This is a genomic window from Citrobacter sp. On2M (genome assembly GCF_018035235.1).
Lineage (GTDB): Bacteria > Pseudomonadota > Gammaproteobacteria > Enterobacterales > Enterobacteriaceae > Citrobacter > Citrobacter meridianamericanus.
The window spans coordinates 1,206,387-1,230,965 of record NZ_WPCV01000004.1; the positions used below are offsets into that span (position 1 = coordinate 1,206,387).

Consider the following 24,579-nt stretch of genomic DNA (forward strand, 5'->3'; position numbering starts at 1 on the left):
TGCTGAAGGAACCGAATAAATTATAACAAACAGGAAGTAAAGATAGGGGGCAATTCTTACTTATCAACTACCTGAGCGATATCAGGCGGTATAATTCTTACCGCCTGTAGCAGAAGAAATGCGAGCGGTTTACTTATTTTCTACTTTTGGCAGCGCAATCTGATTGATGCCACCTTCGTTAGTCACCTGCGTGTAGCCCATTTCAGTCAGCATGTCCTTCGCCTGCCCTGATTGACGCCCGGAGTTGCAGTAGAGCTTCACGGTATCGTTCTTATCAGGAACTTCAGTTACGATACGCGCCTTGATCTCTTTTAACGGGATGTTGACAGCCCCCTGAATATGCTGCTGTTGATACTGTTCAGGAACGCGAACATCAATCCAGTGCTCGGCAGCATAAACCGGCATGCCGATGACCAGTGCCAACGCGAATACGCTTTTCTTCAACATAATATCTTCCTGGCTGATAGTTGGATTTAACCCCTACACTATACGCCAGTTCTTAAGAAAATATTGCGATCGTATTATCACCGTCTGCGTCCGTGGACGATTGTTCATCAGCACACACATAGTGCGGTTAGCCTTTTGATTTTTCTAACCGTATTCCGAGATTGTTGTCATTCGCCAATTAACTCCATAATATGTCCGCCATTGACTCTCGGACGGAGCCTGGGAACTATGTCTCCTACCATTTATGATATTGCACGAGCCGCTGGCGTATCAAAATCCACGGTATCGCGCGTGCTTAATAAGCAAACCAACATCTCGCCAGAAGCGCTTGAAAAAGTGCAGCGCGCTATTGATGAGTTACAGTATCAGCCCAATAAACTTGCCCGCGCCCTCACCTCTTCCGGGTTTGATGCAATAATGGTGATATCTACCCGTTCTGCAAAAACAACCGCCGGGAATCCGTTTTTCTCTGAAGTGCTGCATGCAATTACAGCTAAGGCTGAAGAGGTCGGTTTTGATGTCATATTACAGACGTCGCGAAGCACTGAAGATGACTTGCAAAAATGCGAGAGCAAAATTAAGCAGAAATTGATCAAAGGGATCATTATGCTGAGTTCTCCCGCCGATGAATCATTTTTTGCAAGGCTGGATAAATACAATGTTCCGGTCGTAGTTATTGGTAAAGTCGAAGGTGACTATTCCAATGTTTATTCTGTAGATACCGATAACTATCGCGACAGTATTACGTTAACCAATGCGCTAATTGAGAGTGGACACCGCAATATAGCCTGTTTACATGCACCGCTTGACGTTCATGTTTCTATTGATCGCGTTAATGGTTATAAAGCCAGTCTTGAAGCGCATAATATCAAAATGCATGACGAGTGGGTTATTGACGGGGGATATACCCATGAAACCGCCCTGCTCGCATCACGAAAATTACTAAGCCAACAGCCGTTACCCGACGCTGTATTTGCCACCGACAGCTTAAAGTTAATGAGTTTATATCGCGTAGCGGCCGAGCAAAACATTACTATCCCGCAACAACTTGCCGTTGTCGGTTACAGTAATGAACTGCTGTCTTTTATGCTGACCCCAGTTCCTGGCGGAATTGATGTACCCACCCAACAACTGGGTGAGCAAAGCTGCAATTTGTTATTTAAGCTGATTGCCGGTGAGAAAGGATTACAGAATATCACGGTAAGCACGCAAATATCATTGGCCGATTCACTGGTGTAAAAACTGGGGCATTAAATGCCCCAGTACATTTTAGAATGCGTAATTCACACCTACACCAGCATAATGGAATCTGTCACTTTCACCTTCGTCATGATCTTCCCACTCATAAGCATATTCCAGTGACATGGATAAACCGTTCTGGAAATCATAGGCATACAATAAACCAAGACGATTAAAATCATGACCTTCGCGTTCCGGATCGTCCTGCCAGTCCCAGTTTGACCAGCGATCAAGCCCTATACGAGTATACGGTGTCAGAGTCTTATTGCCGAAAGACAGCGGCAAATAAGCACGAATTTCCTGGGTTGAGAACTCACCATTATTACGTGAATCAGCCAGATTGAAACCGCGTTCAAGATAATAGTTAACCGTTAAGCCCACCGTTTCGTTAAACGTATAATTCAGCCCAGTCTCACTCTCGACACGACTATCGGCGTAACCCGTAGTGCTCAAATCATTGACGAATTGATACATCGCCAGCCAGCCACTAAAACGCAGATCGTCGGTCAATTTAACATCCCAGTCCGGCTGAACTTTCCAACGCTGCATATTGGCGGTATCTTTTCCCGGTTCATTGACATAGTGATAACCGTAATTACGGAAACCACCGGTCAAACCGAAATTAACATCGTCGCTTTCGAGGAACTGATAACGGACTTCGAGTTCCGGGCGATCAAACCAGGTCCCACGTTTGCCCTCGCTGTAATCAACCGGTCCTTCCTGATAATAGGCCAGCGATATTTTCCACGGTCCATTGGACGCATTGAAATAGACGGACGGCTCAGCAAGTCCATCCATATCTTCGCCCTGACCTTCAACGTTTTCTATTTCGTACATAGCACCGATATTAAAGTGCCAGTCATTCTTTTCAGCAGCCTGCGCGCAGGCCATTCCTGCGCTGATTATCAGCGCAGTCGCGGACAGTAGGGTTTTCATTATTATTCCTTGTTAAAATACTCGCAAAAATGCCCCAAGGGTTGGGGGATTTTTATCCCCCCGGAATTTTATTGAATAGCCACTTCAGTTTCAGCATCAAAGAAATGGCATTTCGCCATATCAAAATGAATTGTGATGTTTTCTCCTGCGTGATAATCATTAACTGCACCGGCACGGACCACCAACTCATGCCCCCCAACAACGGTATAAAGCATAAATTCAGCGCCGGTGAGTTCTGCAACGCTAATTTTTGCCAATACACTATTTTCATTTTCAATCTGCGGATGTATATCCTCAGGGCGAATACCCAGCGTGACCGCCTGATGCTCATAGCCCTGTGCTTTTAATTTTGCCAATTTAATTTCTGGAATCGTTAACTTCAGTGTTTCAGTAACAAACTTATTTCCGTCAATCGCACCACGAATAAAGTTCATTGCAGGTGAACCAATAAAACCGGCGACAAACATATTTGCTGGGTGGTTATAAACCGTTTTTGGTGCACCAACCTGTTGAACTATGCCATCCTTCATAATCACAATACGCGTCGCCATGGTCATGGCTTCGGTTTGATCGTGGGTAACATATATCATGGTGGTATTGAGTTTCTGATGCAGTTTGCTAATTTCTGCCCGCATCTGAACGCGAAGTTTGGCATCGAGATTCGATAAGGGTTCATCCATCAGGAAAACCCCCGCCTCGCGAACAATTGCACGCCCCAGCGCCACGCGCTGACGCTGGCCACCAGATAATGCACCGGGTTTACGCTGCAGATAATCGCGAAGACCAAGGATTTGCGCCGCCCAATTGACGCGTTCCTCAATTACGGCAGGCGAAATTTTCTGCATTTTAAGGCCAAACGCCATGTTGTCATACACGGTCATGTGCGGGTACAACGCGTAGTTCTGAAAAACCATTGCTATGTTGCGTGATTTGGCCGGCACATCGTTCATCCGCTTACCGTCAATCAGCAGATCGCCACCGCTGATCTCCTCCAGACCGGCGATCATACGCAGCGTTGTTGACTTCCCACATCCGGAAGGGCCAACAAAAACAATGAATTCTTTATCTTCAATTTCCAGATTAAAGTCTTTAACGACATGCACCTGGTTATCGTATATTTTTTGGATGTGTTGCAACGAAAGCTGTGCCATGTTGAATCCTTTACTTGTCGTGTTGCCAGAAAGCCGATAAGCACGGCCACGTCAGAAATTCGGTTGCAGGAAGCTGCAAGCCTGCCTCGTTCAGCCTTGTACCGATGCCAACAGAAAGCATGCCGCAAGCATTGATCGCCTCAATTCCCGCTTGAGCATCTTCTATGCCAATACACTGCCGCGGGTCAACGCCAAGCCCCGCACAGGCTGCCAGAAAAATTTCCGGATCCGGTTTTGAGCGGGTGATCAGCGCCGCATCCGCACAAAAATCAAAATAAGAGCTAAGATCAAGCGCGTGTAAAATAGCGGGAGCATTAAGCGATACAGAAGCTAGTCCCACCGGAATCTGCTGTTCACGCAACGTCATCAACAGCTCACGAATTCCCGGTAATACTGAGTTAACCGTTAGCTGGCGCAAAGAATGGACGTAGAGTCTGTTTTTTCTCTCGGCCAATTGTGCGCAGGCTTCAGGAGAAAACGCCCCCGCTTTCCCGCCATATTGCAAAATACGCTGTAGCGATTCGCCGCGACTAATCCCTTTCAGGCTGGCATTAAATGCTTCGTCGATCTCAATTCCTATTTCATCAGCTACCTGTCGCCAGGCGAGGAAATGCAGATGTGCAGTGTCGGTAATCACGCCATCTAAATCAAAAATGATGGCCTGTGGTTTGAAGATCATTCATCGCCCCCTTCTGTGGTAGCGGTCCCATGCGTAGGCGAAATGATGCCGCTATTGCTGAATACGGTCTCTCCTTGCAACGAGACTTTTTCGCCATTGACCCAAAGGGTAATCTGCTCAGTGCTGTGAATACGGATTTCGGCATCATTGATAGTTATCTGCAGAGTGGAGCCCTGCCAACGCAGCGGAAAAGAGAGCCTCTGCCAGTGAGCAGGTAATACTGGCGCAAGATGTAACTCCCCGTAACGCACGTTCACACCAGCAAATCCCTGGATTGCCCCCAGCCAGATGGCCCCCGTCGCTGCTGCATGAATACCGTCATCGCAGCTATGTGGTGCCTCTCCGAGATCGATCAGCGATCCTTCTCGCCAGAACCGATACCCCTGAGCCGAATCACCACAACGCGCAGCCACAATCCCATGGATCGCCTTACTCAAAGAGGAGTCATGAATTGTGCGCGGCTCGTAAAAACGCAGATTTGCCAGACACGTTTGCAGACTAAATTGCTCTGGCAACATGTAGGTCAGCATCACGACATCGGCCTGTTTGAGAATTTGCATCTCATTGACTTCCGCGCGGGAGTAATCGAGCAAAATCGTCTGCTTGCCCGCCAGGGCTTTGTACTGCGTCAGATCGATAACCGGTTTGTTCAGGAAGGTATCATCCTGAGGAAGCACGCCATCGGGCTGCACTTCCGGTCGCCACAGATGCTGTAAAAAATGCTCTGCGCGATGAATAAACGTGTCATCGCCACAGCCCAACCGATGGGCAAAACCCAGCGCCTGCTCTACGTTGTACCAGGCCATGTAGTTGGTGAACGCATTGTTGTTCACATGCTCAGTGTATTCATCCGGGCCAATCACATCGTGGATCTCTAAACGACCATTAATCATGACAGCCCTGCTAATCCAGAACTTCGCCGTTTCCAGCAGCAGCGTCATGCCCTCACGTGTCATGAAGTTTAGATCCCCGGTGGCATGCCAGTAATGGATTACCGCCCAGGCCACATCCGCCACGAGGTGATGTTCAGCCTGTGCGGAGGCCACTTTTTGCCGCAACCCGGTACGAATGTTGATCGCCGCGAATTCAGGCGTTTCCTCATCACCGCTGCGAGCGCTCTCCCACGGGAACAGCGCGCCCTGCCAACCGTTGCGACGGGCTTTCTCACGCGCCCCCGGCAGATTATGCCAGCGGTAACGCAATAGACTTCTCGCGGTTTTCGGTTCGGTAAACAGGTGAAATGGTAACAAAAAGACCTCAGTATCCCAGAAGATATGCCCTTTATACCCTTCGCCCGTCAGACCTTTGGCCGCGATACTGCTGCGCTCATCGTGGTCTGGGGTCATCACACGCAGATGATAGAGCGCATAGTCCAGTGCCTGCTGATCGCTGATATCAGTACTGGTAATCTGAACACGACGGCTTTGCCACCAGGCATGCCAGTTGGTGCTCGACTCAGCCAACAGAGCGTCATATCCCTGTTGCGCGCATTCTTCAATGTTACGCAGCGACTGGCGTCCCCAGGTCTCAAGCGACAGGTTGCGTTCGCTCGTCCAGTCAACCCAACTCATTTTCGTCAGCGTGACGCGCTGCCCGGCTTGCGCCTGCACGGTGTTGTGTTGTAATAAGTGACGTTCTTTCGCAGTGAAGCAACGCTGCGCTGCGCCATCTACATCGCAATATGTGGCGATAGCGATGTCATTACGATTATCCTGGGTGGTGTAAATCCCTTGCATAAGATGCTGTCCAAAGACCCGGACCTGCGTTTCATCCAGATGCTGGCGACCATGATTGGTGATCGTGGCATCAATACCGGTCGAGATACCAATGCAGGCATCGGCATCCAGAGGCGTAATGACGATTTCCATCGCCAACAATGGCAGTTTCTGGGCCGAGGCAAAACGCCGGCTCTCAATGGCAAAACGCGCCCCATCAGATGCACACCAGATAAGCTCACGGCGAACTTCCCCGCAGGAAAAATCCAGTTCACGATGCCAGCTTTCGATAACACCGCTGGTAAGCGAGAAAATCTCACCATTGAGTGAAATCTCTACCCCCACCACATCCGGAAGATTAACCAGTTCATTAATTTCGCCTTTACCTGCCCGGTGATAAAGACCTGCAAGGTACATACCGCGCGTCTGTAAAGTGTAAGCTTCCTCGTGGCTGGCGCGGATCCCCATATAGCCATTACCGATCGTCATAAGTGACGCATATTTATTCAGATTGTGTGGGCAAAAAACTGGTTCAGTTAAATTTACTGGCTTCGTCATAAGTCTACATAGGTCCCTGTTTCAGCCGATTGATACAGTGCGGCAACCAGTTGTTGAATAACGACGCCCTGCTCTGCATCAGCAATAGTGACAGGCTCGCCCTGGACATGGTTAACGAAGGCTTCCATGCTGCGATAATGACGGTTGTCATCAGCCATCTCGCGCGCAAGCAGCACGTCAAGCGTACCATCACGGTCGGTGTAAACCTGGGCCGGGAATAACGTCGCCCCCGCCAAATCGCCGCAGAAATTAACGTTCATAATCGATTGTTCAGGAATATTCAGCGCGAAAGAGGTTTCCAGGCGCAGGATACCGCCGTTATGAAATTCAATCGTGCCGAACAAAGAATCCTCCACGGTATATGTAGTGGGATCCCATTTCCCAAACTGCCCACTGTTTTTACGCGTGCCAATACGTTGAAAGCTGTGCGCGTTAACACGCTTTACCGCCGGGAACCCCAGCACATACATGGCGGCATCCAACATATGAATACCGAGATCAATTAGCGGTCCACCGCCCTGCAGTTCTTTATTGGTAAATACCCCCCAGCCAGGCACGCCACAGCGGCGCAAAGCGCGAACATTAGTGACATAGATTTCACCCAACACGCCTGTCATCACCTGTTCACGAAGCAGTTGTGTATCCAGCGCAAAACGATGATGAAAATCATAAGCCAGCACTTTTCCCACCCGACGCGCCGTTTTACACATTTCCAACGCCTCGTCTGGCGTCATTGCCGGAGGTTTCTCGCACATCACATGGCATCCAGCGTTCAATGCCAACATGGTGTGTTCATAATGAAAGCGATTAGGCGAGCAAATGCTGACGATATCTGGCTTAGCTTCACGTAACATCGTCTGGGGATCGTCCCAAACCTGCGGATTCCCGTATTTCTCTGCAAACAGCCGCGTCTGTGCCAGGCGGCTGTCACAGACAGCCACCAGTTCCAGATCGTTGCGGGTGCAGTAGTACGAAGCATGAACTTTATCCGCCACCTGCCCGGCGCCGATAATGGCGACACGAAGCGGAGAGCTTGTCAGTGCACTTTTCACGGAAATCCTCTTAGCAGGTACGCAGCCAGGCCAGTGACTGACGATACGCTTCCGGCAGATTCTCTGCTCGTACGCGCCCTTCGTACACAACGTAACCCTGATAATTATCTTCACGTAACTGGTCAAACAGTGCAGTGAAATCCAGCGTACCGCTTCCCGGCTGATAACGATGGTTATCCGCAATATGGACGTGACCCAGCAGATCGCGATTGTCATGTAGCGCCTGTGCCATATCGTCTTCTTCGATATTCATGTGGTAAAAATCACCAATGATCTGCACATGTTTCAGGTTGTTTTCCACGATATAGCGACGGGCATCCGCCAGAGTGTTGATCATATGATCCTGATAGCGATTAAGCGGCTCCAGATACACCACCGTCCCCGTACGCCCGGCAACGTTATCGAGGTAAATCAATGAATCACTGACGGCTTTACGATCGCCCGCAAGGCTACGCGGTGAGGTCATCGGCGGTAAGCGGAAGGTAAACATGCCCCATGCAGCCGGGACAATAATGCCTTGCCCACCGACTTCGGCAAGTGCTTCGAGAATGTGAGTGATCTGCTGTAAACCGTTCAAGCGACGCTCTTCGATAAAATCACCAATCCAGCCGTCATAACCTCCACAGGCTGTGGTGACGGGAAGACCCGTTTCTTTGATCGCCGCTTTTACTTCCGCAAGGTTATTAACCAGCAATTTGCCGTCAATTTCAAAACCGTCAAACCCCATCTCTTTGATGTAACGGAATTTCTCGAGAATATTTTCCGGAAAAAAAGCCTGATTCTGTGTTCCAATTTTCATCTTCTGCATTCCTTAATTAAAACGTCACACCCATTTTGATGCTCTTTTCCGGATGGCGATCGACATACTGCATATAGCTTTCCGGGCTGCTGGCAAAAGTCACAACCGGGTCGATCAGTTCTTCACAGTTCAGGTAACCGTTCATCAACAGTTCCCAACAGGTTTCCTCGATGCGCTTGCGGCTCCAGCGCGGATAATCTGGATTCGGTTCACTGCAGGCGCGGGAGAAGACAATTTTGGCGTTGTTAAAGTGCGCTTCACGGCCAAGGTTGAAGCCTTCTGCAAAAGGTTTCGCGAAAGCGACATAGGAAATGGTGCCACCATAGGCCAGACCGCGTAACGCCGACTGCAACGCATCCGCATAGCCGCTGGTTTCGATGATCACATCCGCGCCCTGCTTGCCGGTCAGCGTTTTAATCTCTTTACCTACGTCGGTACCGATCGGGTTCAGGCAGAAGTCCGCGCCATGACGACGCGCGATATCGCAGCGATGTTCAATAGGATCAACGCCGATCACTACCGACGCGCCCGCTTTTTTGGCCAGTTGCACGGCAATCTGGCCAATTGCGCCTAAGCCCACGACGACCACAAAGTCACCAACGCGCACGTTGGCGTCGCGCACACCGCTCATGGCGAACTGGGCCGGGTCATAGCAGACGGCGTTTTTCCACGAGCTGCCCTGCGGCATTTTACGCAGCTTATAGTTATTCACCGCGTTGATGATGACTGTTTCCGACAGCGGACCGTAGCCGCAAACTGAATCGCCAACGGCGTATTCGGTCACATCGCTGCCACACTCAATAACATCGCCCACCACCATATTGCCAAGCTGGAATTTACCGAATTCGATCCCGCGCGGTGCCCCTTCCGGACGCGGCATAAACATTTGCCATTCACCGTTAAAATCTTCGTCAATAAACGGGCTGGCTGCGCGAAAATCGACCACTTCCGTGCCATGTTTCGGCGCGCCAAATTTAACGCGAACTTTAACTTCATTGGAGGATACCGCTCTGTCTTCATATTCCACCAGCGCTGCAACGCGCGGTTCTGTGGCAACTAACTTCTTCATTTACAACTCCTTAATTAAACTGGCCGCTTAACCTTTCACGCCGCCAGCGGTCAAACCACTTTTAATAAAACGTTCGGAAAGCGCATACATAATGACCACCGGCAATGCGGTGACTAACGATGCAGCCATCATGCGTCCCCAGATATAGTCAGGTGTACTGAACAGCGCGTTCAGACCGACCGGTAAGGTAAAATTGCTGGCGCTGGAAAGGAAAATCGAAGCAAACAGATAGTCATTCCACGCCACCATAAAGCAGTACACAAAGACCGAAACCAGACCAGACATTGCCAACGGCACGGTAATACGAAAGATGATCTGCAGACGGTTCAACCCATCCATCATCGCGGCTTCTTCGATCTCGTCCGGAATGGTGTCGAAGTAGCTTTTCAGCATGAATACCGCTGTCGGCAACGTCTGGGTAACCATAGTAATAATTAGCGCCATTTCAGTGTCATAGATGCCAAGAGCCGTAATGATTTTGAATAGCGGCACTACCAGCAGGATCCCTGAAAACATGTACACCGTGTAAAAGCTGGCATTGATGGTCATCCGTCCCTTAAAACGCAGGCGGGAAAGCGCATACGCGCCAAGCACGCCGAGAAACACCGCCACCACAGAAGAAGTGACCGATACCACCAGGCTATTACGGAAGTAGTCAACAAACGGGAAAATCATCGGGTTGAAGATGTCGATGTAATGTTCCAGCGTCCATTGCTGCGGTAACAGCGTTGGATGCAGCGAGATCGCCTCTTTTGCGCTTTTAAATGAAGTCATCAGCATCACAAAAAATGGAAATAACGTGATGCCCAGGAAGACAATTAATCCACAGTAAAAGCCAATGCGGCCAAGCGTGCGCTTATTTGTTGCCATTGAGGTTCACCCGTTTTCTGGTCAGCAGGATAACAGCGAAAATGATGACGAAGAGGACAACAGAGATCGCGGCCGCTTTACCTAAGTCATTAAATGCAAACGCTGTTTTATAGAGATAGACCCCGAGAATATCGACTTTCGTGGTCAGCAGATAAACATCGGCGAACATGTAGAACATCCAGATCGTACGCAGCGTGACTACGGTCGCCAGCACCGGCATAATCGCTGGCAGCGTGACGATGCGAAACCGTTGCCAGGCGTTCGCGCCATCCATTTCCGCTGCCTCATATAACGATTTATCGATAGTCTGCAAAATCGCCAGAAACGAAATAAAGGCATACGGAAAATAGCGCCAGATAGCGAACAGTACGACCAGCGCAAAGCTGCTACCGGGATTGTCGAACCACAGCGGCGCCTGATCGTAAAGATGCAACAGATCCACGCCGAGGTAGTTCACAATGCCGTAGCCGTTGTTGAACATGTATTTCCAGGCAAACACCAGCGATATTGATGGCGTTACGTAAGAGAGGATGACCAGTGAGCGCGCCGTTTTCCGCAGACGAAACTCACGGTTAAAGAACATCGCCACGCCCAGTCCCAGTATCGTGCTCCCTGCCACGACTAGCGCGGTATACCAGACCGTCATCCACAGTGAATGCCAGAATCCAGGATCGGATAAGATACGGATATAGTTGCTCAGGCCGACAAACGTTGACTCGATTTGCGGATTCAGCGGCAGACGCATAAAGCTGATTTCGATGTTAGATATCATCGGCCACGCCACTAAACCGCCCAGCAACAGCAAGCTAGGGGCCAGCAGCAGCATGGCGAATGGCATATCGGATCGGCCTGAAAAGAACTTATTCATCACGGCTTTCCATTTCCCCATTAGCGCTGTTCAATAAGGTCATCCAGTTTTGTCTGGCTTGCCTTGATAGTCGATGAAAGGTCAGCTTTTCCTACCGTCACGTTGTGCACCATGGTACTCACGACACCCGAGCCGGTTACGTCGCCCATGCGGGTAAAGTTCTTATCACCCACGGCGCCAAAGACCTGAATATTTGGCAGTTCGGCAATCAGTTGATCGGGTAATTCACCCAGCGCTTTGATGACAGTGTTATCTTTCCATGTCGGGGTATTCACCACCGCTTTGTTGACCGGCAGCGCGGCCCCTGGCGACATCATGACCCAGTCCGCAATGTTGTCGGCCTGTTCCATAAAGATGACAAATTTCTCTGCTGCTTCTGTTTCTTCAGATTTTTGGCCCGCGGTAATGGTTAGCGACGTCAACATGCCGTAAACAGCGGAAGTTTTTTCTGTCGGGACCATAAAGCCGACATTTTTAGGATCGCCCTCTTTAATCACCGCCGGAAGGATATAGGTAGAGTAAATCGCCATCGGCGCCGTGCCGTTCATGAAAGCGTCTTTAACTTCCATGATGTCGTTAGAGCCCGGCATAGTGTTCATGGCAAGTTGGCGGTAATACTGCAGCGCCTGGGTCATCTCAGGCGTGTCGAGCGTTATCTTTCCCTGCCCATCAAAAACGTTGGCCTGGTTAGAAAGCGCGAACTGGGAGAATGACTGTTCGGTCAAAACGCTTTCCGCCGTAGGCAGCGCAATACCGTATTTCTTACTGCCAGGATTATTGAGCTTCTGCGCCGCTTCCAGTAGTTGCTGCCAGTCTTTGGGTTCCTGCAGTCCGGCTTTAGCCAGCACATCTTTGCGATACCAGATCCCGCCAATCCAGGCGCTGACCGGAACTCCGGTCCATGCAGTTCCGTCTTCAGTGCGCACTATACGCAGAACGCCATCATAAAAAGCATCTTCACCTACGCCGTTGATGACTTGCGCCACCGCTTTACGATCGATAAGGGATTCTTTATCCATAACTTTCGCGTAGTCATGGCTGGTTTCAATCACTTCAGGCAATGAACCGCTGCGCGCCAGGGTAATGACTTTGGTGTTGTAAGCATCTTCTTCCACTGGAACCTGTTTGACACTGATGCCCGGGTTCTCTTTTTCAAAACGCTCAATCAGTTTCGCAATAACCGCCTGACGCTCCTGCTCTACAGAGGAGTGCATAAATTCAATCGCGACAGAGGACTTTTTATCATCCTTGCACCCGGAAACCAGGGCGCAGGAAACCAGTGCTGAAATCAGCACAATTTTAGCTTTAAACATGAAATGTTCCTTTTTATTACTTAACCCACATGACCTGCCAGGCGTGCAACGTTAATTCCTTACCCGAAATAGCTTTATCGCTAATCAAATCAAATCCATTTTCAATATCAATACTAATGGTTTGAGTATGATCGCTGACATTAAATACCCCGGTAATTTTTTCGCCTGTATCTGCCGTACGTTTAATTAGCATTACTGCCGGTGTAACACTAATAATTTGAAAATCACTATCAGGATGAAAGGCTTTATTATTACGGCGAATGACGATTAATCTGGATAATTCATAATAAACAGCATGGCGCAAACTGGTTTCATCTTTCAACTCTGTTTCTATTTGTCTTACCGAATATTTTTTACGATTAATCGCACGGTTGTACCCTAATATTCCCACCCCTTCATAGTCATTTCGTGATCCAAGAATGCTTTGAATATAAACCGCAGGTATGCCCGGAAAACTCAGCAAAATGGCATGTGCGAGAATAAATCGGGAGAACCGTTCGGCATCACTGCAATTACCAGGCGTTAGCGCATCCAGATATGTCACGTTAATTTCATACGGACTGCGGCTACCATCAGGATTATTTTTCCAGTTAACCAGCGCGCCTTCCTGCTGTAATTTTGTCACCAGTTGCGTGATTTCATCTTCAGGTAACAGACCCCGTAATGGGTTGAGACCAATACCATCATGTGATGCAAGGAAATTAAACCAGGTCGTCTCCCTGGAGGGGAGTTCCAGTGATTGTGCCCACTGACATAAAGTTGTCGTATCCTGGCGTTGTACCGCATGCAGCACCAGCGGAGGCAGCGAGAATTGGTACACCATGTGCGCCTCATCATGACCGTTACCGTAGTAAGACACGTTATCCTTATGCGGAACGTTCGTTTCAGTAATGATCGCCGTACCCGGTGCAACGACTTCTGCAATCGCGCGGAACAGTTTAATAAGCTGATGCGTTTTATCCAGATGAATACAGGTCGTCCCCGGCTCTTTCCACATAAAACCAACCGCATCCAGGCGGACATAATCCGCGCCCTGCTCAAGATAACTCAGTAGCACATCGACCATCGCCAATAACACCAACGGATTGGCATAGTTGAGATCGATCTGGTCGTCGCTAAACGTCGTCCATAAATGGCGCACGGTATTATCTTTCAGCGTAAAAGGCGTCAGTAACGGTAATGCGCGTGGACGCGTTACGTTGCTCAGGTCCATTTCAGGATCCATTGCAATAAAGAAATCCTCATAACCGTCAAGCTGTTGCAAATAGTTATTAAACCATTCACTTTTGGCTGACATATGGTTACAAACAAAATCAAACATCAGTCGACTGGATTCATCCAGTTGCTTAATATCATTCCAGTCACCGGTCTCTTCAGCAACCTGATGATAATTAATCACCGAAAAGCCATCGTCCGAAGACCACGGATAGAATGGCAACAAATGCACATGAGAAAATGTCGACTTAAGCCATTTATTATAAAACTGATTAAACGTCGGCAGCGGTTTCTGATCAGCCCCGTGGAATTGATCGGCATAGGTAATAAGAACAACATCACCCTCGTCCCAATGCGTTTTACGCTTTTTTTTAATTAATTTCTGTGATTTTTCTAAACGTGCAACCAGCGCTTGATAGTGACATGAAGTCAATGCATCACCATAAACTTCAGTCAGGCACTTTTGGATCTTTTGATTCACTTTTGATTTCCGTGGTAGCGGTCCCATGAATCAAGAGACTACTCTGACGAAAATAAGCTGTCAATCAGCCGAGGTACTCCTGAGGGGGGTATAAAAGAAATTTGGCAGCCAAAAAATCGTATTTGTGAGCTGCCGCAAATTAACTGAGGGGATGTTGATTAGTTGTTGCTTGCTTTTGCTGATTCAGATATCAGGTTTGATTACCTGAATAGCGTTTCGACAATTTTGCTGCAGCCCGACTCAATACCGGCTCCAGAATCAGCGCCAGCAGCATTTTTAGCGGGCGTCGGGCGACGGATTTCACCGCCCACCCTGCTACCCCCGCCGGGCCGTAGCGCAGCGCAGTCAGAAGCACCAGCTTACCTGCTATTTTGAAGCCCGGCTTAACCCTTTGCCCGGCACGTTGCCAGCGATTGTTCATTTCTAACCTCACAGTTGGCGGAAGCGGCTGCGTAATGAAAAGGTATCAGACGTCACATAACGCTCCATTTCACGCAAACGCTTTTCACTTGCGGCCAGCTCACGATCGACAGCGTCCAATAGTTCACCGCTTGAAGGCTGCTGCTCGCCGGAAACCACATTGTCCGGCATCGGGTCCAACACAAACGTCAGCACGATGTAGGCGACGAAGGTAAAAAAAGCCAGACCAAAAAAGACTGACAACACCACCAGGATCCGTACCAGCTTCACAGGCACATCGAGATAATGCGCAATCCCAGCACAAACCCCCTTCACCATGCCCCGCTGCGGAATACGCCACAGTTTTTTGTTCAGGTTAACGCCTCCCATTAGCGGTCCCTCCAGTTTGGATGTTCAGCATCAAGGATGTCTTCCAGCGCCTGAATGCGCTCGCGCATCCGCAGTGCGTCATCGTTGAGTTCGACCAGACGTTGCTGTTCACTTTGCGACAGTTCGCCACGACTGGAACGGTTGCTGTAATGCAGCCAGAGCCAAATCGGTAAAACAAACAACACAAAGATGGTTAACGGGATAGCCAGAAATAGCGCGCTCATGAGTACTCCTTACAGGTGATGAGCGGCGGCGCGTTCGGGCGCCGCCAGATGTTATTATTGCTTGTCTTGCTGCATTTTGGCTTTAAGTTGCGCCAGCTGCTCGCTGATTTCATCATCTGCTTTCAGGTCAGCAAATTGCTGATCCAGAGACTTCTGTTTGCCGAAGTTATGACTTTCAGCCTCAGCCTCCATATGATCGATACGTCGCTCGAAAGATTCAAAGCGCGCCATCGCTTCATCCAGCTTGCCGCTGTCCAGTTGACGACGAACATCGCGGGAAGAACTCGCCGCCTGATGGCGCAGCATTAACGCCTGCTGACGAGCCCGGGTTTCACTGAGTTTATTTTCCAGCTCACCGATCTCTTTTTTCATACGCGTCAGCGTATCGTCAACCAGCGTCACCTCATGCTCGAGAGAAGCAATCAGGTCGGTCAGTTTCTGCTTTTCGATTAACGCAGAACGCGCCAAATCTTCTTTCTCTTTGCGCAGCGCCAGCTCGGCTTTTTCCTGCCACTCTGCCTGTTGTGCACTCGCCTGTTCGATACGGCGAGATAATTGTTTCTTTTCTGCCAGTGCGCGGGCGGAGTTTGACCGCACCTCAACCAGGGTATCTTCCATTTCCTGGATCATTAACCGCACCAGCTTCTGCGGATCTTCAGCCTTTTCCAGCAACGCATTAATGTTGGCGTTCACGATGTCGGCAAAACGAGAAAAAATACCCATAATGTAATCCTCACTTACTGTTCTGATATCGGGCGATGCCCTGCTGTTTACGTAATGCACTTGGTGTGCCAACTTTTTAAGATATTGATTTTAATAATTATATCTAATTTTACCTGACGAGATAATTAGGGTAAATTGGTGAATAACACTAACAAATGGTGAATTTCATCATGGCAGGATACAAAGACAATCTACTGGGCGAAGCAAACAGCTTTATTGAAGTACTGGAGCAGGTTTCTCATCTGGCACCGCTGGATAAACCTGTACTGGTTATTGGTGAGCGAGGTACTGGGAAAGAGCTTATCGCCAACCGCCTGCACTATCTCTCCACCCGTTGGCAAGGCCCGTTTATCTCGCTTAACTGCGCGGCCCTCAACGAGAACTTGCTGGATTCCGAACTGTTTGGTCACGAAGCAGGGGCTTTTACCGGGGCGCAAAAACGCCATCCAGGGCGTTTCGAACGTGCTGATGGCGGTACGCTGTTTCTTGATGAACTGGCGACCGCACCAATGCTGGTGCAGGAAAAACTGCTGCGCGTAATTGAATATGGCGAGCTGGAGCGTGTCGGCGGCAGCCAGCCCTTGCAGGTTAACGTTCGCCTTGTTTGTGCGACCAATGAAGACCTGCCACGTATGGTCAGCGAAGGCACTTTCCGCGCAGACCTGCTGGATCGTCTGGCCTTTGACGTGGTGCAACTGCCCCCGTTACGCGAGCGTCAAAGCGACATCATGTTAATGGCCGAGCATTTCGCTATTCAGATGTGCCGCGAGATCGGGTTACCCCTGTTTCCTGGGTTTAGCGCTGAGGCCAGAGAAACCCTCCTCCACTACCGCTGGCCGGGCAATATTCGTGAACTGAAAAACGTTGTTGAGCGCTCCGTATACCGGCACGGTACCAGCGATTTCCCATTGGATGAGATAATCATTGACCCCTTCTGCCGTCACGTTTCGCAGCCGCAGGTAGCGGAAACAACACCGGCATCTTTTGCATTACCGCTGGATCTGCGTGAGTTCCAGCGGCTGCAGGAAAAAGACTTGTTACAGACCAGCTTACAGCAGGCAAAATTTAATCAGAAAAAAGCCGCTGAATTATTAGGTTTGACTTATCATCAGCTACGCGCTTTGCTGAAGAAACACCAGATTTAATCTACTTTTTTCTACGTGATATTGGATGGTTTGACGCATAACGTTAAAACAGCTTAACATGCCATTCCACTGTATAAAAAGACAGGCACCAGATTATGACGTTGTCATTAATTGGCGAAAAAATTGACAGAAACCGCTTCACCGGTGAAAAAGTTGAAAATAGCACTTTTTTAAACTGTGATTTTTCGGGCGTCGACCTTAGCGGTACTGAATTTATCGGCTGTCAGTTCTATGATCGAGAAAACCAGAAAGGGTGCAATTTCAGTCGCGCAATGCTGAAAGATGCCATTTTTAAAAGCTGTGATTTATCAATGGCGGATTTTCGCAACGCCAGTGCGCTGGGCATTGAAATTCGTCACTGCCGCGCACAGGGTGCAGATTTTCGCAGTGCAAGCTTTATGAATATGATCACCACGCGCACCTGGTTTTGCAGCGCATATATCACTAATACCAATCTAAGCTACGCCAACTTTTCGAAGGCCGTGCTTGAAAAGTGCGAATTGTGGGAAAACCGATGGATGGGAACTCAGGTGCTGGGTGCGACCTTCAGTGGTTCAGATCTCTCCGGCGGCGAGTTTTCGTCGTTCGACTGGCGGACTGCAAATTTTACGCATTGTGATTTGACCAATTCCGAACTGGGTAATTTAGATATTCGGGGCGTCGATTTACAAGGTGTCAAATTGGACAGCTACCAGGCCGCGTTGCTGATGGAGCGGCTTGGTATCGCTGTGATTGGTTAACATTCAGGGAGCGGTAAGTACCGCTCCCGCCCTTATACGATGGTGTCCGCACTCACCTTAAAAGTGACTTTAAACGCAGAGCGCATGAGCGTCAAAGAGTTCCTGTCCCCCCATCAGAGCACCAGACCTGGCCGGATGTATAGCTGTTCTCTTCAGCGGCCAAAGTGACATAAAGCGGCGCAATCTCCACCGGTTGACCAGGGCGACCCAGCGGCGCATTTGCACCAAATTTCTCCACTTTTTCCTGGGGTTGACCACCACAGCACTGCAGCACAGTCCAGTATGGTCCCGGCGCTACAGCATTTACCCGTATCCCTTTCGGGGCCAGTTGCTTCGCCAGCGATTTAGTAAATGCCACGATCGCTGCCTTGGTCTGAGCATAATCAAGCAGGATTTCACTTGGTTCATAAGCCTGTACCGAGGAGGTATTAATTATCACGCTGTCTGGTGAAAGATGGGGTATAGCCGCTTTGGTTATCCAAAACATAGCGTAGACATTGGTCTTGAATGTTGCATCAAAATCTTCTGTGGTGAGTTCATCAATTGACTCGCAAAATTGCTGACGCCCCGCATTATTGACGAGGATATCCAACCCTCCTAGTCCTTTTACCGCCTGTTTTACCAGGTTGCCGCAAAAAGTTTCATCACGGATATCTCCGGGGATAGCCAAAACATTTCTGCCTGCTTTTTTTATCAGGTCGACTACTTCACGCGCATCGTCTTCTTCTTCAGGTAAATAGTTGATCGCAACATCAGCACCTTCACGAGCATAGGCAATAGCAACAGCACGACCAATTCCCGAATCCCCACCGGTAATTAATACCTTGCGCCCATTCAAGCGACCGCTTCCCTGATAGCTGTCTTCTCCATGGTCGGGACGCGGTTGCATTTTCCCCGCCAGCCCAGGAAAGGGTTGTTGCTGCCGTGGAAAAGGCGGCGTCGGAAATCGCGCAGAATTAGTTTTATTGATGGTCTTTTTTTCCTTATTTAAGTCAGCCATTCAATTACCTCTCATTAATTATCACAAAGACTAATAAGCGTAGACCAAAATGAGTGACATGGCCTATATTACTCACCTAAACCTAATTCCTCATAATATTAATTCTCGCTCCCACACACCGCTGTATTTATAGCCACATCACGACTTCAATGTACACAATGAGATTAATCCAGGTTTAATATCAAAAATAATAAATCGATATAAATCATAGCTTTATATAAAAATCACCATTTTAATCTCAGCGCACCCATCAGCGTTAGATTTAATTTGCACGTAATCATTTGAGACTTATCCAGTTCGCTTTATTAATAAATAGCAACCATAATTAATATCTCAACCCTCTCAAAACGGAGAACGTATGAAATTATCCATAGCGCCATTATTGTGTTGTTTTTTATTGTCGCCAGCGCTTGCTGATGATATCGGCGGGTTGAAAAAGGATACTGCTCCACCGCCACCCCACGCTCTGGATGATGGTTATCGTGGGACTGAAGATGCAAGAATCATGACTGTCGAATAGGCCAAAACTATGCATGATGGTGCGACCATTTCTCTGCGAGGTAATCTCATCGAGGATCAAGGCGGAGACAAATTTATCTTTCGTGATAAAACCGGCAGTATCCATACTTTAATTCCACTCGCGGTTTTCGATGGTCGAACGGTTAAACCCGATCAAATGATCAGTATTAACGGTAGTCTCGACGCGAAAATGCAACCACCAGTAATACGAGTAAATAAACTCCAGAAGTAACGCAATAGCCGGGAAAGAAGCCACTCTTCCCGGTAGATTTTCATTATTCTCACGGTTTTGCTAATGCTCTCTTCTGCCCGTCATGGTCATTTCTCCCCCTCTCTCCCCTCACATTTTTCTGTCTGCCAGCGAATCCCACGTTTAAGCGAGTCAGATGGGTCATGAAAATGCTAAGATAGTTAATAGAGTATATTCAAAGTGGATAGTGGGTATGAATTTTGACCATGTTGCGAGGTTGAATTCGCGGTTATCACCCCTGACGTCCCCAAACACAAACGGTAATGGCAAATGTCATTAAGTATTAGTAAGATAGCCTCTTTTAAAATAACCCTTTAAAATTATGCGCCTGGTTTTATCATCTCTGATCGTGATGGCTGGATTTTTGAGTGGTCAGGCTGTTGCTGCGCCTGAGCAGGCCTCGCAAGCTGATATTCGTGACAGCGGCTTCGTCTATTGCGTCAGCGGACAGGTCAATACCTTCAATCCACAAAAAGCGAGCAGCGGCCTGATCGTCGACACGCTGGCGGCTCAATTGTATGACCGACTGCTTGATGTCGACCCGTACACATATCGACTCGTGCCTGAACTGGCTGAAAGCTGGGAGGTACTGGATAACGGCGCAACTTACCGCTTCCATCTGCGTCGCGACGTACAGTTTCAGAAGACCGCATGGTTTACCCCCACCCGCAAACTGAATGCGGACGACGTGGTATTTACCTTCGAGCGAATCTTTGATCGCCAGCATCCGTGGCACAATGTGAACGGTAGCAGTTTCCCCTATTTTGACAGTCTACAGTTTGCCGATAACGTCCAAAGCGTACGCAAACTGGACAACAACACCGTCGAATTCCGCTTAACACAACCTGATGCCTCCTTCTTATGGCATCTCGCCACACATTATGCCTCCGTGATGTCGGCAGAATATGCGGCTAAGCTGGCAAAACAGGATCGCCAGGAACTGCTTGACAGACAACCTGTCGGCACGGGCCCATACCTGCTTTCTGAGAATCGCGCTGGGCAATATATTCGACTGCAACGCCATGAAAAATTCTGGCGTGGTACTCCGCTGATGCCGCAGGTGGTTGTGGACCTTGGCTCCGGCGGCACCGGACGTCTATCGAAACTTCTGACCGGAGAATGCGACGTTCTGGCCTGGCCTGCCGCCAGCCAGCTCAGCATTTTGCGTGATGACCCACGCCTGCGCCTGACGCTGCGCCCAGGCATGAACATTGCCTATCTGGCATTCAACACCAATAAACCGCCGTTGAATAACCCTGATGTGCGGCATGCGCTGGCGCTGGCCATTAACAACCAACGGTTGATGCAGTCCATCTACTATGGAACGGCAGAAACTGCAGCATCTATTTTACCTCGCGCCTCGTGGGCTTATGACAACGAGGCTAAAATTACAGAGTACAACCCGGCAAAATCGCGCGAACAGTTAAAAGCGCTGGGGCTGGAGAACCTGACGTTAGAGCTTTGGGTTCCCACCAGCTCTCAGGCCTGGAACCCAAGTCCACTGAAAACCGCCGAGCTGATTCAGGCAGACATGGCTCAGGTAGGTGTGAAAGTGAAGATTATTCCGGTAGAAGGTCGTTTTCAGGAGGCGCGATTAATGGATATGAACCATGATCTGACGTTATCCGGTTGGGCGACGGACAGTAACGATCCTGACAGTTTTTTCCGACCGTTGCTAAGTTGCGCCGCCATCAACTCGCAGACCAACTTCGCCCACTGGTGTAATCCGGAGTTTGACCGCATTCTGCGCAAAGCCCTCTCTTCACAGCAGCTATCATCGCGAATCGATGCCTATGACGAAGCGCAAAATATTCTTGCGAAAGAACTACCGATCCTGCCGCTGGCCTCTTCACTGCGTCTACAGGCTTACCGCTACGATATCAAAGGGCTGGTGCTCAGCCCGTTCGGCAATGCCTCTTTTGCCGGGGTTTCCAGGGAAAAGAAGGATGAGGTGAAAAAACCATGATTATCTTCACCCTGCGTCGATTTTTGTTGCTGCTGGTCACCTTGTTCTTTCTGACCTTTATTGGATTCAGCCTGAGCTACTTCACACCTCATGCGCCGTTACAGGGCGCATCGCTGTGGAATGCCTGGGTGTTCTGGTTCAATGGCCTCATTCACTGGGATTTTGGAGTGTCCAGTATTAACGGCCAGTTGATCTCGGAACAGTTGAAGGAGGTGTTCCCGGCGACGATGGAATTGTGCATTCTGGCCTTTGGTTTTGCGCTAATGGTCGGCATCCCCGTTGGCATGCTGGCTGGTATCACGCGCAACAAATGGCAGGACCGTTGTATCAGTGCATTAGCCTTGATGGGATTTTCCATTCCAGTTTTTTGGCTGGCATTGTTACTGACGTTGCTCTTCTCACTGACCCTGGGCTGGCTTCCCGTTTCAGGGCGGTTTGATCTGCTCTACGAAGTGAAACCCGTTACCGGATTTGCCATCATCGATGCGTGGATCTCCACCTCTCCCTGGCGTGATGAAATGCTGATCAGCGCAATCCGTCACATGGTGCTTCCGGTGTTAACGCTTTCCGTCGCCCCTACCACGGAAGTGATTCGCCTGATGCGTATCAGCACCATTGAGGTCTTTGATCAAAACTACGTTAAAGCGGCTGCCACGCGCGGTCTGTCGCGGTTCACGATTTTACGTCGCCACGTGTTGCACAATGCCCTTCCGCCGGTGATCCCACGCCTGGGATTACAGTTTTCGACCATGCTGACGCTGGCGATGATCACCGAGATGGTCTTTAGCTGGCCAGGCCTTGGCCGTTGGCTGATTAACGCGATTCGCCAGCAGGATTACGCAGCGATTTCAGCGGGCGTCATGGTGATTGGTTCACTGGTTATCATCGTCAACGTCATCTCTGATATTTTGGGTGCTATGGCTAACCCTCTGAAACATAAGGAATGGTATGCCTTACGATAGCGTCTACAGCGAAAAGCGCCCGCCGGGTACGCTGCGCACCGCCTGGCGCAATTTCTACGGCGATGCGTCGGCGATGATCGGCCTGTATGGCTGCGCGGGATTGGCGATTCTGTGTATTTTTGGTGGTTGGTTTGCGCCTTATGGCATCGACCAGCAGTTTCTCGGTTATCAGCTTTTACCGCCTTCATGGTCGCGCTATGGTGAAGTCTCATTTTTCCTCGGAACTGACGATCTGGGGCGTGACGTACTAAGCCGCCTGCTCAGCGGAGCAGCCCCGACCGTTGGTGGCGCGTTTGTCGTCACCCTCGCCGCCACGCTGTGTGGTCTGCTGCTGGGCGTGGTTGCCGGTGCGACGCACGGTTTGCGCTCAGCGGTGCTAAACCATATTCTGGACACCTTGCTCTCGATCCCTTCGCTGCTGCTGGCGATCATCGTGGTGGCCTTTGCCGGGCCGCATCTGACGCATGCAATGTTTGCCGTCTGGTTGGCATTACTGCCGCGCATGGTCCGCTCCGTCTACAGCATGGTGCATGACGAGCTGGAAAAAGAGTACGTTATTGCCGCGCGTCTGGACGGCGCAACTACGCTCAATATCCTGTGGTTTGCCGTTCTGCCCAACATTACCGCCGGGCTTATTACTGAAATCACCCGTGCGCTGTCGATGGCGATTCTGGACATCGCCGCGCTGGGTTTTCTCGACCTTGGCGCGCAGTTGCCATCACCAGAATGGGGCGCCATGCTTGGCGACGCGCTGGAGTTGATTTATGTCGCACCGTGGACAGTCATGCTGCCAGGCGCAGCGATTATGATAAGCGTGCTGCTGGTTAACTTGCTGGGTGACGGCGTACGCCGCGCAATTATTGCGGGGGTGGAATAATGCCATTACTGGATATCCGCAACCTGACCATTGAATTCAGGACCGGCGACGACTGGGTGAAGGCGGTTGACCGCGTCAGCATGACCCTCAATGAAGGTGAAATTCGCGGCCTGGTCGGCGAGTCTGGATCCGGCAAAAGTCTGATCGCCAAAGCCATTTGTGGCGTTGCTAAAGATAACTGGCGCGTAACCGCAGACCGCATGCGCTTTGATGATATCGATCTGCTGCGTCTTTCCGCCCGTGAACGACGCAAGCTGGTTGGCCACAACGTTTCCATGATCTTTCAGGAACCGCAGTCGTGTCTCGATCCGTCCGAGCGGATCGGACGACAGCTAATGCAAAATATTCCGGCATGGACTTACAAAGGCCGCTGGTGGCAGCGCATCGGCTGGCGCAAACGCCGCGCAATTGAGCTCCTGCACCGCGTCGGAATAAAAGATCATAAAGATGCTATGCGCAGCTTCCCATATGAGCTTACCGACGGCGAATGCCAGAAAGTGATGATCGCAATCGCATTGGCTAATCAGCCGCGCTTGCTGATTGCCGATGAGCCGACGAATGCGATGGAACCCACCACCCAGGCGCAAATTTTCCGCCTGCTGACGCGGCTAAACCAAAACAGCAATACTACCATTTTGTTGATAAGCCATGACCTGCAAATGCTCAGCCAGTGGGCAGACAAAATCAACGTGATGTACTGCGGACAAACGGTGGAAACAGCGCCCAGTAAAGATCTGGTCACCATTCCGCACCATCCTTATACCCAGGCGCTAATTCGCGCCATTCCTGATTTTGGTAGCGCAATGCCGCATAAAAGCCGCCTGAATACCATGCCAGGAGCCATTCCATTGTTAGAACAATTACCCATCGGTTGTCGTCTGGGCCCACGCTGCCCTTATGCTCAGCGCGAATGCATTGAAACCCCAAGACTGACCGGAGCAAAGAATCATCTCTACGCCTGTCATTTCCCGCTGAATATGGAGAGAGAGTGA

General features: G+C 49.8%; 24 protein-coding genes and 1 pseudogene. 8 read left to right on the top strand and 17 right to left on the bottom strand.

The window, feature by feature from the left end; genetic code table 11:
- Positions 1-129 precede the first annotated feature (129 nt).
- Positions 130-447, bottom strand: coding sequence for a thiosulfate sulfurtransferase PspE (gene pspE / locus On2M_RS16080; RefSeq protein ID WP_210905147.1), 318 nt, complete (start codon positions 445-447; stop codon positions 130-132).
- A 228-nt stretch (positions 448-675) separates the two neighbouring features.
- Between pspE and On2M_RS16085 the strand changes: the two genes are divergently transcribed.
- Complete coding sequence (locus On2M_RS16085; protein WP_187252355.1) at positions 676-1,686, top strand: LacI family DNA-binding transcriptional regulator; 1,011 nt, start codon at positions 676-678, stop codon at positions 1,684-1,686.
- 30 nt (positions 1,687-1,716) lie between these two features.
- Here the strand turns inward: On2M_RS16085 and On2M_RS16090 are convergent, their stop codons facing one another.
- From On2M_RS16090 to pspA, 15 genes are all read right to left on the bottom strand, one after another.
- Entirely contained in the window at positions 1,717-2,622 is a 906-nt protein-coding gene (locus On2M_RS16090) for an OmpG family monomeric porin (protein WP_210905148.1), read from the bottom strand.
- A gap of 68 nt (positions 2,623-2,690) precedes the next feature.
- Complete coding sequence (locus On2M_RS16095; protein ID WP_151225504.1) at positions 2,691-3,773, bottom strand: ABC transporter ATP-binding protein; 1,083 nt, start codon at positions 3,771-3,773, stop codon at positions 2,691-2,693.
- Between the two features lie 10 nt (positions 3,774-3,783).
- Positions 3,784-4,452 (bottom strand): beta-phosphoglucomutase, encoded by a 669-nt coding sequence (pgmB, locus tag On2M_RS16100; protein WP_210905149.1) that lies wholly within the window; start codon positions 4,450-4,452, stop codon positions 3,784-3,786.
- Complete coding sequence (locus tag On2M_RS16105; RefSeq protein WP_210905150.1) at positions 4,449-6,725, bottom strand: glycoside hydrolase family 65 protein; 2,277 nt, start codon at positions 6,723-6,725, stop codon at positions 4,449-4,451. Before On2M_RS16105 ends, pgmB begins: the two co-directional genes overlap by 4 nt.
- Positions 6,722-7,777, bottom strand: coding sequence for a Gfo/Idh/MocA family oxidoreductase (locus On2M_RS16110; RefSeq protein WP_210905151.1), 1,056 nt, complete (start codon positions 7,775-7,777; stop codon positions 6,722-6,724). The genes On2M_RS16105 and On2M_RS16110 overlap by 4 nt, the downstream gene beginning before the upstream one ends.
- Positions 7,778-7,787: 10 nt before the next feature.
- Positions 7,788-8,576 carry a sugar phosphate isomerase/epimerase gene (locus On2M_RS16115; RefSeq protein WP_151225507.1) on the bottom strand — a complete coding sequence of 263 codons (789 nt, stop codon included), beginning with the start codon at positions 8,574-8,576 and terminating at the stop codon, positions 7,788-7,790.
- Between the two features lie 16 nt (positions 8,577-8,592).
- Positions 8,593-9,645 carry a zinc-binding alcohol dehydrogenase gene (locus On2M_RS16120; protein ID WP_210905152.1) on the bottom strand — a complete coding sequence of 351 codons (1,053 nt, stop codon included), beginning with the start codon at positions 9,643-9,645 and terminating at the stop codon, positions 8,593-8,595.
- Positions 9,646-9,672: 27 nt separating this feature from the next.
- Positions 9,673-10,515, bottom strand: a complete 843-nt coding sequence (locus On2M_RS16125; RefSeq protein WP_003020474.1) for a carbohydrate ABC transporter permease — start codon at positions 10,513-10,515, stop codon at positions 9,673-9,675.
- Positions 10,502-11,383 (bottom strand): sugar ABC transporter permease, encoded by an 882-nt coding sequence (locus On2M_RS16130; RefSeq protein WP_151219342.1) that lies wholly within the window; start codon positions 11,381-11,383, stop codon positions 10,502-10,504. Before On2M_RS16130 ends, On2M_RS16125 begins: the two co-directional genes overlap by 14 nt.
- Before the next feature lie 20 nt (positions 11,384-11,403).
- The gene (locus On2M_RS16135; RefSeq protein ID WP_187252351.1) at positions 11,404-12,696 is read right to left on the bottom strand and encodes an ABC transporter substrate-binding protein; all 1,293 of its coding nucleotides are present in this window, start codon (positions 12,694-12,696) and stop codon (positions 11,404-11,406) included.
- A gap of 16 nt (positions 12,697-12,712) precedes the next feature.
- Positions 12,713-14,419 (bottom strand): sugar phosphorylase, encoded by a 1,707-nt coding sequence (locus On2M_RS16140; RefSeq protein ID WP_247604999.1) that lies wholly within the window; start codon positions 14,417-14,419, stop codon positions 12,713-12,715.
- Between the two features lie 163 nt (positions 14,420-14,582).
- Complete coding sequence (gene pspD, locus On2M_RS16145) at positions 14,583-14,813, bottom strand: phage shock protein PspD (protein WP_151219344.1); 231 nt, start codon at positions 14,811-14,813, stop codon at positions 14,583-14,585.
- A gap of 8 nt (positions 14,814-14,821) precedes the next feature.
- The gene (pspC, locus tag On2M_RS16150) at positions 14,822-15,181 is read right to left on the bottom strand and encodes an envelope stress response membrane protein PspC (protein WP_151219345.1); all 360 of its coding nucleotides are present in this window, start codon (positions 15,179-15,181) and stop codon (positions 14,822-14,824) included.
- Positions 15,181-15,405 (bottom strand): envelope stress response membrane protein PspB, encoded by a 225-nt coding sequence (gene pspB, locus On2M_RS16155; RefSeq protein ID WP_151219346.1) that lies wholly within the window; start codon positions 15,403-15,405, stop codon positions 15,181-15,183. Before pspB ends, pspC begins: the two co-directional genes overlap by 1 nt.
- Before the next feature lie 54 nt (positions 15,406-15,459).
- A complete protein-coding gene (gene pspA / locus On2M_RS16160) occupies positions 15,460-16,128 on the bottom strand; it encodes a phage shock protein PspA (RefSeq protein ID WP_151219347.1) in 669 nt (222 codons plus the stop codon).
- A 155-nt stretch (positions 16,129-16,283) separates the two neighbouring features.
- Between pspA and pspF the strand changes: the two genes are divergently transcribed.
- A complete protein-coding gene (gene pspF, locus On2M_RS16165; protein ID WP_210905154.1) occupies positions 16,284-17,273 on the top strand; it encodes a phage shock protein operon transcriptional activator in 990 nt (329 codons plus the stop codon).
- A 95-nt stretch (positions 17,274-17,368) separates the two neighbouring features.
- Positions 17,369-18,013, top strand: coding sequence for a quinolone resistance pentapeptide repeat protein QnrB97 (locus On2M_RS16170; RefSeq protein WP_187259598.1), 645 nt, complete (start codon positions 17,369-17,371; stop codon positions 18,011-18,013).
- 91 nt (positions 18,014-18,104) lie between these two features.
- On the opposite strand, the gene On2M_RS16175 is transcribed toward On2M_RS16170, so the two are convergent.
- Positions 18,105-19,013 (bottom strand): SDR family oxidoreductase, encoded by a 909-nt coding sequence (locus On2M_RS16175; RefSeq protein WP_151219349.1) that lies wholly within the window; start codon positions 19,011-19,013, stop codon positions 18,105-18,107.
- 358 nt (positions 19,014-19,371) lie between these two features.
- Here On2M_RS16175 and On2M_RS16180 point away from each other — a divergent pair.
- The 5 genes and pseudogenes from On2M_RS16180 (at position 19,372) to sapD (ending at position 24,579) form a co-directional block, all read left to right on the top strand.
- Positions 19,372-19,764: pseudogene (locus tag On2M_RS16180) on the top strand (YdeI family stress tolerance OB fold protein).
- A 340-nt stretch (positions 19,765-20,104) separates the two neighbouring features.
- The gene (gene sapA, locus On2M_RS16185) at positions 20,105-21,748 is read left to right on the top strand and encodes an ABC transporter substrate-binding protein SapA (RefSeq protein ID WP_151219351.1); all 1,644 of its coding nucleotides are present in this window, start codon (positions 20,105-20,107) and stop codon (positions 21,746-21,748) included.
- Positions 21,745-22,710, top strand: a complete 966-nt coding sequence (gene sapB / locus On2M_RS16190) for a peptide ABC transporter permease SapB (RefSeq protein ID WP_151219352.1) — start codon at positions 21,745-21,747, stop codon at positions 22,708-22,710. The genes sapA and sapB overlap by 4 nt, the downstream gene beginning before the upstream one ends.
- The gene (gene sapC, locus On2M_RS16195) at positions 22,697-23,587 is read left to right on the top strand and encodes a peptide ABC transporter permease SapC (protein ID WP_151219353.1); all 891 of its coding nucleotides are present in this window, start codon (positions 22,697-22,699) and stop codon (positions 23,585-23,587) included. The genes sapB and sapC overlap by 14 nt, the downstream gene beginning before the upstream one ends.
- The gene (sapD, locus tag On2M_RS16200; RefSeq protein WP_003020556.1) at positions 23,587-24,579 is read left to right on the top strand and encodes a peptide ABC transporter ATP-binding protein SapD; all 993 of its coding nucleotides are present in this window, start codon (positions 23,587-23,589) and stop codon (positions 24,577-24,579) included. Before sapC ends, sapD begins: the two co-directional genes overlap by 1 nt.